Origin of the sequence: Mycobacterium triplex (genome assembly GCF_000689255.1) — a bacterium.
Lineage (GTDB): Bacteria > Actinomycetota > Actinomycetes > Mycobacteriales > Mycobacteriaceae > Mycobacterium > Mycobacterium triplex.
Map to the genome: position 1 here is coordinate 34,532 of NZ_HG964447.1, position 12,534 is coordinate 47,065.

General features: G+C 65.2%; 12 protein-coding genes. All 12 read right to left on the bottom strand.

Annotation, left to right across the window (positions count from 1 at the left end; genetic code table 11):
* Nucleotides 1–120: 120 nt before the first annotated feature.
* A complete protein-coding gene (locus BN973_RS27645; protein WP_036473399.1) occupies nt 121–1,584 on the bottom strand; it encodes an FAD-dependent monooxygenase in 1,464 nt (487 codons plus the stop codon).
* A 39-nt stretch (nt 1,585–1,623) separates the two neighbouring features.
* Nucleotides 1,624–3,285 (bottom strand): FAD-dependent monooxygenase, encoded by a 1,662-nt coding sequence (locus BN973_RS27650; RefSeq protein ID WP_158085874.1) that lies wholly within the window; start codon nt 3,283–3,285, stop codon nt 1,624–1,626.
* A 37-nt stretch (nt 3,286–3,322) separates the two neighbouring features.
* Nucleotides 3,323–4,417, bottom strand: coding sequence for a biotin synthase BioB (bioB, locus tag BN973_RS27655; RefSeq protein ID WP_244904178.1), 1,095 nt, complete (start codon nt 4,415–4,417; stop codon nt 3,323–3,325).
* A 197-nt stretch (nt 4,418–4,614) separates the two neighbouring features.
* Nucleotides 4,615–5,049 (bottom strand): type II toxin-antitoxin system VapC family toxin, encoded by a 435-nt coding sequence (locus BN973_RS27660; protein ID WP_225337328.1) that lies wholly within the window; start codon nt 5,047–5,049, stop codon nt 4,615–4,617.
* Nucleotides 5,040–6,287 (bottom strand): hypothetical protein, encoded by a 1,248-nt coding sequence (locus BN973_RS27665; protein WP_139813873.1) that lies wholly within the window; start codon nt 6,285–6,287, stop codon nt 5,040–5,042. The genes BN973_RS27660 and BN973_RS27665 overlap by 10 nt, the downstream gene beginning before the upstream one ends.
* 326 nt (nt 6,288–6,613) lie before the next feature.
* Nucleotides 6,614–7,219 carry a hypothetical protein gene (locus BN973_RS27670; RefSeq protein WP_036473406.1) on the bottom strand — a complete coding sequence of 202 codons (606 nt, stop codon included), beginning with the start codon at nt 7,217–7,219 and terminating at the stop codon, nt 6,614–6,616.
* 17 nt (nt 7,220–7,236) lie between these two features.
* On the bottom strand, nt 7,237–9,657 hold the full coding sequence (locus tag BN973_RS27675) for a hypothetical protein (RefSeq protein WP_036473408.1): 2,421 nt from the start codon (nt 9,655–9,657) through the stop codon (nt 7,237–7,239).
* Nucleotides 9,658–9,672: 15 nt separating this feature from the next.
* Nucleotides 9,673–10,179: a hypothetical protein gene (locus BN973_RS27680; RefSeq protein WP_081284880.1), complete on the bottom strand. Its 507-nt coding sequence runs from the start codon at nt 10,177–10,179 to the stop codon at nt 9,673–9,675.
* A 161-nt stretch (nt 10,180–10,340) separates the two neighbouring features.
* A complete protein-coding gene (locus BN973_RS27685) occupies nt 10,341–10,940 on the bottom strand; it encodes a hypothetical protein (RefSeq protein WP_036473410.1) in 600 nt (199 codons plus the stop codon).
* A gap of 15 nt (nt 10,941–10,955) precedes the next feature.
* Nucleotides 10,956–11,309 (bottom strand): hypothetical protein, encoded by a 354-nt coding sequence (locus BN973_RS27690; RefSeq protein WP_051641671.1) that lies wholly within the window; start codon nt 11,307–11,309, stop codon nt 10,956–10,958.
* A gap of 68 nt (nt 11,310–11,377) precedes the next feature.
* A complete protein-coding gene (locus BN973_RS27695) occupies nt 11,378–11,839 on the bottom strand; it encodes a hypothetical protein (RefSeq protein ID WP_036473412.1) in 462 nt (153 codons plus the stop codon).
* Entirely contained in the window at nt 11,836–12,429 is a 594-nt protein-coding gene (locus BN973_RS27700) for a MarR family transcriptional regulator (RefSeq protein ID WP_036473413.1), read from the bottom strand. Before BN973_RS27700 ends, BN973_RS27695 begins: the two co-directional genes overlap by 4 nt.
* Nucleotides 12,430–12,534: the final 105 nt, after the last annotated feature.

The window sequence follows — 12,534 nt, forward strand, 5'->3', positions numbered from 1 at the left end:
GGAGACCCCGCCACTACAGATCGCCGCGCGACTCCCCCGAGTTCTCGCAGAAATGAAGTCTTCCCCGGTTATGACCCGGGGGCCGGCGAAGCAGTTATGCCGCCCACCATCGATTGACTCTCAATTTTCCTTGAGCCCGAGCCGCGTAGTCAGGGCCGCGTGCAGGCCCGTATCGGTGCCATCTCCCACCCAGGCGATGTATCCATCGGGTCGAACCAATACGGCTTCGGGGGCTGTTACTTCGCCCAGAACGGGAATTTCCCACGGCCCGGCGTACTCGGCGTCGATGGCTTTCACCCGATGTGCCCACGAAGAGATGTCGAAATCCCAAGGCGTGCCGAGGTTGAGCAGCACCGCACGGGCGTCGTGGAGAAGTGTGAATAGTCGCAGTGGACCAGTGGGGGTGAGGAGGTCGAGATCAGGCATCCGGTGCCCGAGTAGTGGGTGTCCGTTGCCGAGGTCGTACTGAATGTCGAGACCAGTCATCATCGCGGCGATTCGCTTGCGCGGCTCGTCCATGTTCAGCAGCTCAGATACGGTGTCGCGCAACGCGTCGAGACGTTCGCCGGGGGCGATGAGCGCGGTTTGGGCCATGGTGTTGCGTAGCACACCAGCGGCGACCGGGTGCCGCTCGTCTTGGTAGGTGTCCAGCAGGCGTTCCGGCGAGGTCGTGTTGATGACCTGGGCCAGCTTCCAGCCCAGGTTCGCCGCGTCCTGGATACCGGTGTTGAGGCCTTGCCCGCCGACCGGGAAGTGCACGTGCGCGGCGTCGCCGGCTAAAAGCACGCGCCTGTCCCGGTAGTACGCCGCTTGTCGCGTCACATCGGTGAACCGGGAAACCCAGATGGCACTGCGTATTCCGTAATCGGTTCCGCGAACGGCGATAAGCGCATCCCTGAGTTCACGCAAGGTAGGCTCACCGGTTTGCTCGAGATGCGGTTCGGCGACCATGACCCGAACCGGCCCGCCATCCTCGAGTTTGAAGAATGAATGAAATCCGCCGTGTCGGTGCATGCCCCACGGCGGGTGATCGTCCATCTCGACATCAGCGAGCAGGCAACTCATCGATGGATCCCACCCCGGGAATTCGATGCCGGCGACTTTGCGGATGACGCTGCGTCCTCCGTCGCACCCGACAAGATATGCGGCCCGTAGCGGCGGGCCGTCGCAGATCTCGACGTCGACACGAGCGTCGTCTTGGGTGAAACTTTTCACCTCGCGGCCGCGATAGATCGGCACCCCCAACTCGCTCACCCAGTCGGCCAGGATGCCCTCGATGCGGTACTGCGGCAGCCCCAACCCATAGTTATGCCGGGTGGGCAAGTCGCTGATGTCGATCGAAATCCCTGAGTAGTGCCCGATCTGGCCCGTCCATCCTTGCGACAGGAATCGATCAGCAATCCCGCGCTGATCGAGAACCTCAATCGTGCGCGACGTCATCCCGCCCGCGCGCGAGCCGATCAACTCATCGCTGTTGCCGCGGCGCTCGACGATCGCAACGTCGATTCCTGCCAGCGCCAACTCACCGGCCAGCATCAGCCCGGTCGGGCCCGCGCCGGCAACAACTACCGCATGGTCTGCCACATGCAACCTTTCGTGTTCGCTGGTCCCCGGAAAGTCCAGTTACGTGCGGCGATCCAGGATCTGTTCGACGGCTTGAATGAGCGGCGCGCCGTCGCAGCAGCCGGCCGAGCTGCGCCAGGCGACATACCCGTCGGGACGCACGAGGACCGCCCCGTCGCAGCCGATTCCATAAAGGTCGAAGAACGTGTTGGTGTGGTCGGCCAATCCCGGATCGCCGATCGCGTAGCTGGCGATAGGCACGCCGAGCTCTCGAGCTGCAACCGCGGCTGCTTTTCGCCAGATCGTCCCGCCTGGACCGGTAAGCACCGTGAACCCGGCGCCAAAGAGATCGAGTGTGGAGACCGGTTCAGACTCGGCGCCGAGCCAGACATGTGGGGCCCGGCAGCCCGGTGTCGCGCAGGGCGCGTAGTCGCTGTAGTCGTCGTCGACGTCGGGAGCCGGTGTGCCATCGGAGATGACGGCGGTCGAGCGATACGCGGTGCCGAACTCGACGCCGAAATGATTACCGAAGCGTCGACTGGCCCGCTCGGCCTCCTGGGCACTTAGGTCACTGCTGGCCGGATAGTAGTAAGCCGCGGCAAGCCGCGCGAGATTGCCGTGATTCTGCAAACACTGTTCGATGGTGGTGATCGCGGGTTCTCGCCGCTCGTGCTCATAGGTCTCGAGCAACGACCACCCAGCCAGCCCACGCACGCACAGGGCCAACTTCCACATGGCGTTGTGCATGCCCTGCAGGCCGGTATTGACGCCCAGTCCCCCGGTGGGCGGAAACTGGTGAGCGGCATCGCCACACAACACCACGCGCCCTTGGACCCAACGATCGGCGACCGCGGCGTTCATCTGCCACAGCCCAACGCCTTTCACCTCAACCTCGAGATCTGGAACCCCGACCGCGCCGCGGACCCAGCTCCTCACCCGCTCGGCGTCCCAGAGCTCGAGCACCCACTGGTCAGGCGACACACCGATCTGACACAGCCAGCGCCCGCGCGCGTCCAGTGGTTGCAGCAGACCGGCGGCGTCGGGGTTGGCGACGAAAAACACGACTCCCCGGCGGTCTCCGACGTGGTGTTCGATATCGGCGCGGAAGTAGCAGTTGACGAAATGATGGATGCCCTGCTCGCCGTTCAAGGCGATGCCCAGCTGGCGACGTACCGTGCTGTCGGCACCGTCGGCGGCCACCAGCGCATCCCCGGCCAGGGTGTAGGTGTCTCCCGTGGCGGTGACGCGCACCGCCACGGCCGCCTCGACGTCGTGCTCGCGTGACCCGGACAGAATGTCGGTGACCTGGTGACCGAACCGAAGGTCGACGATGCCCGTGGCCCGTGCCGCGTCGCGCAGGATGGCTTCGGTCAGATCCTGCGACGACATGATCGGCAGCACCGGGCTGATCGCCGGCCCGGGCCCTTCGAAACCTCCCGTCTCGATCTGACCCACCTGCTGGCCGACAATCGTGTCCATATACCTCATCGGGCTCTTCCAGCCCGGCGGGGTATCGATGCCGCGCAGCCGTTGATACACCACACTTCCCCACCCTCGGGCGATCTCCATCGTCCGCGCATTCAGATTGCGCGCCTTGGGATGCCACGACGTCGAATCATGGCGCTCGACAACAACGCTGGGAACCGAGAACCTGGCGAGTTCCAGGGCGGCGGCCAATCCGACGGGGCCGCCACCGACGATGATCACCGGTTTGTGCGACACGATTGAGTTCACCTCGTTGTGCGAAGTCATCAACGGCTTAGGTGTTGGCCGGAGTGGTGGTGCCGGCACCGCGCTGGCGGGTGATGACCAGGTCGTGGCGCTCGACTGGCAGCGCGGGTTCCTCGAGGCCTTCGATCACGAAACCGGCTTCGGCAATCATCGCCCGATCGTCCTGGCCTGGCTGTCCTTGGCTGGTGAGGTAATCGCCGAGGAACATCGAATTGGCCAGGTGCAAGGCCAGCGGTTGCAGTGTGCGCAAATGTATTTCGCGTCCACCGGCGATGCGCACTTCGACGTCAGGGAAGGCGAACCGGAACATCGCCAGGATGCGCAGACAGCGTTGCGGGGTCAATTCCCAATGCCCACCCAGCGGGGTGCCCTCAAACGGGATCAGAAAGTTCACCGGCACCGAATCCGGCTGGAGCTCGCGCAATGCCAGCGCGACGTCGACGATGTCGTCGTCGGATTCGCCCATTCCAACGATGGCCCCTGAGCATGGCGACAGACCAGCGGATTTGGCAGCGGCGACGGTGGCGGCCCGATCGTTGAAGGTGTGGGTTGAGCAGATCCGCGCGTAGTTCTCTGCGCTGGTGTTCAGGTTGTGGTTGTACGCGTCGGCGCCGGCCCCACGCAGCCGCTCGGCTTGCCCCTGTTTCAGTAATCCCAGGCAGGCGCACACCTCCACTTCTGGGGCGGAGCTTTTAATCGCGGCGATCGTGTCGGCGACGCGCTCGATATCGCGATCGGCGGGCCCGCGGCCGGCGGCGACCAGGCAGATGCGTTTGGCGCCGGCGTCGATCGCGCAGCGCGCGTGGCCGGCGGCCTCATCGGGGTTGATCCAGGAGTACTTGAGGATCTCAGCGCTTGAGCCGCGTCGTTGCGAGCAGTACCCGCAATCCTCCGGGCACATACCGGATTTCATGTTCACCAGGTAATTGAGCTTGACCCGCCGACCGAAAAACTTGCGCCGCACCCGTGCCGCCGCGGCGATCACATCGAGCAGGTCATCGTCACTGCTTGCCAGCACGGCGAGCAAGTCGTCACGAACCACGCATCGTCGCTGCAACGCTGCGGCGGTCATCACTGACAACCGCTGCTCAAAGTCCGTATTCGTCCCGGCTGAGTCGTGCATAGGCTTCTCCTTTTCTGGTTGCCGATCAACGCGGTGGGCCCTCGGGCGTGCGGGATGTCGACCCGAAACGGGTTGTTTGACCGGCCCCGAACGCAAAGGCGTGTTGCTGGCCTCTCAAGCCCATGACGAGCGACCGTACACCAAATTTAAGAAAAATAAGAGTATCTTAAGGTAACATTAAGGGGGTGTGGACACGGCTAGGTGTCGTCGTAAGGCAGAAGCGTGAACGCTGGGCAGTGGCGAGGTTCCACGTTCCGAAAGTGCCTTAGGTCGACGGTCGCGACCTGGGTGATTTCGAGGCGTTCAGCAGTCGCAACGACCGATGCGTCCACCGTGCCGAGCGGAAATCCTCGGTACTGGGCGACCAGTTCGCGGATCCGCGGCCAGTCCTCATCGACGACGGGCTCCACCTGGAAGTCGTCCTCATCGAGGTCGTTGAGGAACTTCTGCTCGGCCACTACACCTAGGTCGCGACACAGAACATGAGTGACTTCCGCGATGACGAGCATGGGCACAATGAAAGGGCCCGAATGGGTTTCGAGAAAATCGAGGAACGTCTCGTGATGTTTATCGCCGGCGTTGCCGTAGGCGATCAACGGCCCGGCGTCGACGATGACCGCGGTTATTTCCACACCTCATTGGCCAGGATTTCGTCGACACGCTCGGAGCTATCACTGCGCGCGCTGCGCCCGGCGGCCGCGGCATGCAAACGCCGCCGGCGCCTCGCCGAGGGCCGCTCAGGATGTGGCGCTAACTGCGAGGCCGCCTGTTGACCGTTGCCGGTCAAGGTGAGCCAGGGACCCTCGGTCCACGCTGGCCGCCCGCCCTGTTCAACCTCCGCGGTGACTGTGTCCAAAACGGCGTTGAGGTGTTCCTGTTCGTCGGCCAGCGGCGTCGCGTCGCCGGTGGTCTCGTCTGCGAGGGTGATCAGGCCGTCGGCGGCCAGCGACCGCACCGCCGCCGCGGCATCAGCCCACGCTTGCTGCCGTGTCGCGAAGGGGCTTTCGTCGACGGCATGCCACAACGCCTGCCGCAGTGACACCGGTTCGGCCAGCGCATCGACCAAGACGCGTGTACGCAGCGCCGCATGCACCGCGACGCTGTCGCGCTCAGGCAACGTTTCAGGCCTCTCAGCTTCTGCCGACGCCGCGCTCGCCTCGGGGTGGTCGATGAAGCCGACCGGTCTGCCTTTCACGGGGCGATGGGAACGCTTCGGTACCGGCTCCCCTGGCGCGAATGTCCGCCGCATCGTGTCGTTGAGGAAGGGCTGGGCCCGCAGGCGTTCGTCGTCGACGACGAACCGTACCGACGGCAAGTGTGTGTGCATGGCGCCCAGCGTGTAGGTGTGTGTGCCGACGGGCACGATTAGCGGCTCAACGATGATCAGTTCGTAGTGCGCCCTGGGGTCGATGGCTGTTCCCGGCGCCAGAGTGAAGGCTTCCCATTCGCCCTCGACTGTGTCGCCTCCGACTAGGCGGGCAGCGTCTTTGACAGCTCGCGCGTCCCGGCGGCTCACCCTGCTCAAGTCGGGAATCACCACCGGCGTACCCGCGTATGGCTGCAGGCTCGCCAACGCGCGCAAGTACTCCATCAGCGATTCCGGGAACATTTCGTCCGAAGGCGGGAGCTCCTGGAAGTCGACGAACTCCCCCGACGCCCAGGACACCTGTAACACGTTCGGCGCCCGAAAGTCCTGAAGTAGCTCGATGCTCGGTAGCGCGTCAACAACTTTGGCCCCTACGATGCCGGCCCGTGTGAAAGTGAATGTTCCCGTCATCATCGCGGTGTCGCTACGCAGCTCGAACGACAAGAAACCGGACTTATCAGATCCGCGCTGGGTGACAACGGTTTTCGTGCTTTCAACGGTCACTGAAAGCAGCACGCTCGGGCCTGCGGTGTTATCGGGCCGTCGGACACGGAATTGCGCCTGATGAGCGTTGCGATCATCAGGGTTGAGCCAGAACGCGTGGCGGGCGCCCGCCATCGTCGTTGTGGCCGCCGGCGTCGAGACGGTCTGCTGTCGACGCACGCTGCTAGCTGGTGGTGCAACCCAACGCTCATCGACCGCAGGGACTACCGGAGTCGCCGGCAGTGCCGCGTCAAGCAATGAAGTGGGCGGCACTCAACGACTCCTCGGCGAATTCAACACTGCCGCAGCAGGATCGGCGTGGCATGCAAGGCGAGCGCCGCCTGACGTCAAGGCTGAGTGCGGGTCCAACATTCGGGAAGAACCTCCATCCAGCTGTTCGCGTCGACGCCCGCTAAGCTGCGATCGCGGCCGCGGATCCGCAGCGGATCGGTCTCCTCACGCAATCTGATCCGCTGTTTGAACCAGCTCCTCCAGTCGCACGGCTCGCCGCCGGCGGCAAGTCCGGCGCGATACCACGCGCCAATGAAGTCTCGGCCGCGCTGCTGGTCGCGCCACCAGCTGCTCTCTCTTGCACGGGCAAGGTTGATCAGCCCGGTCCGCCCGGCCGCCTCGTAAGCTTCCTCGACGGCCAACCGATCCTCATACCACGTCTCGAGCGCGAGCCGCCAGTCGCCGTTGGCGGCATACGGCTCCCACGGCCGACAGGGCCAGCCGGCCACCTCCATCGCCACCATCACATCGATGTCGACGTAGGTTTGCATGATGGGAACCGCGGCGACGCGCAGCAAAGCCGCGTCGACGAGTTGGTCGCGCCAATCAACCTCCAACGCGCCCCGCCGCGACCGATCGAGAATCGATTCCGCGCAGCTGCGGCGCCGTTCGACGTAGGTGACGGTTGCCGCCTTCTGCCAACACTCACTGCCGTACTCCACCCGCCACACGCCCCTGCTCAGGCGACGGCGGCCGCGGGACTCAACGGGGCGCCGGCCAACCGCGTCGCATACAACAAGTCCGCACACCCCTCCGCGGTGTCGTAGTGACGCAACGACTCAATTACTTCAGCGGCCCGCACCGTCGCCAAGGACAACGCTGGCTCTGATCCGCCATGGCCCTGGCCGCCTATGGCCTGTTCGTATTCGATCAGCGCCATGAACCGCTCTTGGCGAACCTGCGCCCATAACTCGTCCCCGATCGGTTTGCGTTCCTCGAACAGCCGCATAACCTTCTCGCTCGCAGCCCCGTGCAGGTGACCAGAAAGGGCCGCCATGTGCATGTGCCGGGCCGCGATCTGCAACCGCTGTTGCTCATCAAAAGCGTTGGCCTGCCGCCACTCCCACGGCATCGCGACTTGGCAGCGATGCACAAAATGCCCGCCTGGGTTGGTGGTCGGCGAGACGTCGCGAGGGTTGACCTCGACAGCCCGCGCATTGACTTGATGGGTCCAGTCGGTCATCTGCTGCATAGGCAGTGATGAGGCGATCGCCAACACGCGTGCACCTGGAGCGGCCATCTCTCGGGCTTGGGCGTGACGCACCACCACATCAAGGGGATTGATCCCGCCGACGGCGGCGCTGGCCTCCCACAGCTCGCGACCCACGACCGGATCGGTGACCGCTAGCCGCACATCCTGCGGCACCCGTACCCCCAGCGGGATGCTCGAGGGGCCCTCGCTTGTCGCCAGCCACGCCGTAACTCCCCCGGTGCGTTCGTAAATCAGCGAGACCGCGTAGTGAGTCTGGATATAGCCCTGGGCCAGGGTCTGGGCCAGCATGGCCTCGATGACGTCATGGCCGGCGTCCATGGCCTGCTGGAACAACACCTCACCGCTGGCACCGTCGGCACCGATGGCCTGAATACGGGCATGCTGCTGGGGCATCGCCAACGGCGCCACCTGCGCCCCATTCGGCGCGCCGCCCGCCGCCGGGGGCGGCCCACTACCCCCTGGCGGACCGCCCGCGGGCGTTGACGGCGTCACAGGCCCGGCCGGCCCCGTGCTACTCACCGGAGTCACCGGTGTCGCACCCGCGGCGGCCGACGGCATCATCGCCATCGGGGCACCACCAACGCCGGGTGCGGCAGCCGCAGGAGTTGTTACCGCGGACGAACTGACAGTGGTAGCAGCCGGCACCGCCGCCGCGGCAACATTCTGCGCGACCTGGTGACCCACATTGGCTGCCGCGCCAAGACCATTCGCGACACCGCTGACCGCTCCAGTCGCCATCCGCGCCGATGTCTCAGCAATACCGGACCCCAAACCCGCCAACCCCGGCGCACGACCGGCCCCCGCGCCCGCGCCGGTGCCGGTCCCGACTCCAGTGCCCGCGCCGGTAGCGTTGGGGAACTGCCCGGCTTGTGTCCCAGCAGGATTCATCCCACCCGGGTTACCCATACCGTTGCCAGCACCTGCCGATCCGGGCGACATCATCGATCCCATCGACGCGGGCGATCCGCCTCCCCCGGCGCCCGACGAGATCGGTTTCATCATCTGTCCGATCACCGAACTCGGATTGCTACCGCCCGATCCCATCTGCGGAGCAGCCGGTGCCTGCTTCGGGTTAGTCCCGTTCTGATCAGTTCCATCCGGCTTGTGAAAGGCGGTCTGCTGCACCTGATTCTGCTGCTGGGACTGCGGAGTGTCACCCTTGTTGAACTGGGTTGTATCCGGGCTATCTTTTAGCCCGGTGCCGTTATGAACGGACTCGACCTTAGGGCCACCGCCTTGAGGCGCAGGTAGAGCTGGTGCGGCAGGCGCGGGAGCGCCGACGCCGGGGACGCCGCCGGATTCGGGCAGTGTTGGGTTGCCGTACGGCACCGCCCACTTGCCGACATCGGCCGCCAATGTCGCTATCTTCCCTGCACCCTCGGCATCGCGCGCCTGGGCCAGACCCGCGGCGCCGGCAACGATTGAAGCGATGTCCGCCTTGAGCTGAGCGTCGATCGCTGCAGCAGCACCCGGGACGGCCGCGGCCGCCTGCTTGGCCTTTTCGGCGGCCTCGCGTGCGGCTTTGATGTCCTCTTCGGCCTTATTGACGATTTCGACCAAATCGGCCTTCGTGGCATGGATCTCGCCCGAGGCCCACAACGCTCTCTTGGCGAGGTAACGGTAGCCCTCAATACGATTCTCCAGCGTCGTCTGACGACCGTCGACGAGTCTGCGGGCCGCATCGATAAAGGCGCCCTCCATCGGCGCGACGATGCTGCGGATGTCGTGCTGCGTATGGAGTTCAGGGAATAACTTGTTTGCCGCGCCCATGAAGCTCTCCGCATAAGCCGACCACGCGGAGGCCATCTGCAACGGCCAGGACGTCCCCAAGATCGCCTGCGAGTGCTCAGTAGTAGGTTTTGCGGGATCGCCAGCGCCAGAAGCCATTCCAGTCCTTTCGGCCTAAGGTGCCAAGCGATTGCACAGAGTGCCAACTTCCTTGGCGGCGGCGTCGGCGATGCCGAACGCGTTGCCATTGGCAGGCGAGCCGGTGGCGATAGCGGTTCCTAACGTCTGCAGTGCTTTGACTGCGGTGTTTGACGCTTCAAGCAGAACCGGCGTCGTGCCCGGCGCAATCTGTGAGCGCAAGGCATCGCTAGCCTGCTGGTAAAGGCTGCCAGACTTTTGCAAGGCGGCTGTCCAATCCGGATTGGACTGGATCGCGGGGTCGCCGATCTTGACGTCCTTCGGCAATACCGGCAGTGCATCGTGCGCCATGTTGGCGTAGTGGTCGGCGGAGTCCCAGCCTTGGTAGCAGGTCTGGTGGTCTGCTTGCGCGCTCGGCAGAGGCGCCGGGGACGCCGGCGCCGGCGGCTGAACGGTCTTCGTCACGGGCGCGTGCGTCGGCGCGGCGGCCGGCGTGGTGTCGCGGACCTGCATGGTGATCACCGCGGCGATGATCGCGGCCACAACCGCGCCCGCCGCTGCTGCGGCGGCGAGTGCGGGCCAGCTCCGCCGCGACCCGCCAGGAGGAGGAGGTGGCGGCGGCCCGGGCGGGGGCGGCCACTTCCCTGGATCCGGCGGCGGAGGCAGCGGCGGCGGGAAAGCGATGTCGACGGTGTGGTGCTGAGTCATCGTCCGCACACCCAATCGAGGGAGTCACGGCCGGCGGTGAACATGTCGACAACTTTTCCTGAGGTGGGGTCGAAGGTCTTGTAGGCCACCGCGAGGGTGCGTAGCGCGCTGACGGTGCTGTCAGCGAACCCAGCCAGCATTGGGCTGGTGCCGGGCGCGATCTGGCCTGCCAGGGTTTCGGCGGCCTGGCCGTAGAGCTGGCTGGCGCGGTCCACTGCTGCCTTCCAGGTGGGGTTGGCCTGTACGGCGGGGTCGGTGAACGGCATGTTCTGCGGGATGACGTTGAGGCCCGAGGCCGCGGTGGTGACCAGGTCGTCGGTGATCGCCCACGCTTGGCAGGTCTTCTTGTCGGCCTCAGCGGCCGGCAGTGGAGCGGTTGGTGCTGGGGGTGCGGCGGTCACGGTGACCGTCGGTGCCTGGGCTGGCGTGCTGTTATTGGCCACGCGGGGTGTGGCGGCGATGGTGACCAGTGTGGTGATGACTCCGGCGATGACTGCCCCGACGCCTGCGGCTGCCGCGATCGCCGGCCAGCGGCGCAGCCGCTGCAGCGGTGGGGGCGGCGGCCACGCGGGTTGGGCCGGTGGGGCGATCGACATGGTGAAAACTCCTGGTTAAGTAGCTTTTGGCAGGTTGGGTCCGCTGCCTGGTTTCATGACCGGCATCGGGAACTGGACCTGGTTGTAGTCCTGGGCGGCGTGCTGATCCTGTTGGGCCAGCACCGGTGGTGACTGGGTGAGTGCCGCTTGCTGCTTGGTGGCCCACAGCGAGTCTTGGGTGTCCACGTTCGTGCGTACAGCTTCGGTTTTCGCGATCACGCCAACCAATGCTGCGTCGAGTTTGGATGCGGCGGCAGGCGGTGGCGGGGCGAACGTCGGCGCGGCGCTACCGGTCAGCGTCTGCGTTGCTTTACCGCCCGCAGACGCCAACTCTTGGGTGTCGATCTGCAGCTTCGATTTGGTCCCCATGGGTGCATTGTCCCAGCATCTGCCGACAATGGAAACCGCTTTGAACGCTGACCTGCGCCTTGTCGAGGTCATGGCCACATCCCCAGTTCGGGGAGAAGTTTGTCGGCGGCGTCGATGATCTGTTCGGCGTCAGCGAGCGCATGGTCGGTGTCTGCGGCAGGAAGATCGAGATCGGTTGTGCTGCGTGGGTATTCGAGCTGGTTACGGATTCTGCGCATTCGGTTGAACGCCCGAAACGATGCGCCGAACTGTGCTTCGGCCGCATCGGCGACAGCGATGTGGCCCCCTGCAGTCGTCGGACGCAGGCCCTGCTGCACCAGGAGCGCGGTGAGCGCCTGGCGGGTAGCGTCGTAGGCCAGCTCAAAAGCCCCGATGTGATCTGCAGCGAGGGCGGCGCGTGCACCGGCCAACCGCTGTCGAGCCTGTTGAAGCAGGTAAGCGCCGTTGGCGGCGTCCCCGCTGACCCGCTCAAGGTGCCCGCGCTCAACCAGCGCAGAGATCTCCGCTCGGCCCGTCTTCCAACCGCTCATGCTGCGTCCTGTGTGGGAAAGACTTGGACATAGGGTCGCCGCTGAATCTCGGCAAGTAGAGCCCACTGGCTGGGGTCGGCCCATTGCGCCGGTGTGGCCTGCTCGGGATTGACCGGAATGCCGATGCGCTTCTGGGCGCGGTCGGCCCCATCAAACAGATCGGTACGCGTGGGTTGGCCGATGACGAGGACATCGATGTCATTGGCCGGCGGCCCGGGCTGCCCGGTGTAGCGCGCGGCCCAGGACCCGAAGATCAGGACTTGCTCCACAGCGGGGATGGCGCCGAATTCCTCGGCAATGACCGTGTGCGGACCGAAAGTCAGCAGCGCGAGCTGGGTCAGTGGCGTGTAGGCAGGATGACTGGTGTTGGCGCTGATCAGTCGGTTGCGGCCCTGGCGGCGATCGCGCAACACGTGGGCGGTGACGAGGCGTTCGACCTCTTGTTGGGCGGTTTGCTTCGAAACGCCAAGTGTGCGCGCGAGGTCGGTGACCGTGTACTCCCGGTCGGGATTGAGCAGCAGCTGCGCCAGGAGTTCGCCCTGGTGCTGGGACCGAAAGACCGGAAGCAACGCCGGCGCCGCAGTACGCATAAACCGATCATATGTCCGGATAAAACCGACAGTCAATATAATATGGACATATAGCCTAGGGAAAGACGACCTAAAGCCGTAGGCGTCTAGCCCTTCGAAGGGGCG

Coding starts and splice junctions, on each gene's coding strand:
- bioB (WP_244904178.1), bottom strand. CDS start 4,417: ATGCACGACTCAGCCGGGACGAATACGGACTTTGAGCAGCGGTTGTCA.
- BN973_RS27675 (WP_036473408.1), bottom strand. CDS start 9,657: ATGGCTTCTGGCGCTGGCGATCCCGCAAAACCTACTACTGAGCACTCG.
- BN973_RS27685 (WP_036473410.1), bottom strand. CDS start 10,940: ATGTCGATCGCCCCACCGGCCCAACCCGCGTGGCCGCCGCCCCCACCG.
- BN973_RS27690 (WP_051641671.1), bottom strand. CDS start 11,309: ATGGGGACCAAATCGAAGCTGCAGATCGACACCCAAGAGTTGGCGTCT.
- BN973_RS27695 (WP_036473412.1), bottom strand. CDS start 11,839: ATGAGCGGTTGGAAGACGGGCCGAGCGGAGATCTCTGCGCTGGTTGAG.
- BN973_RS27700 (WP_036473413.1), bottom strand. CDS start 12,429: ATGCGTACTGCGGCGCCGGCGTTGCTTCCGGTCTTTCGGTCCCAGCAC.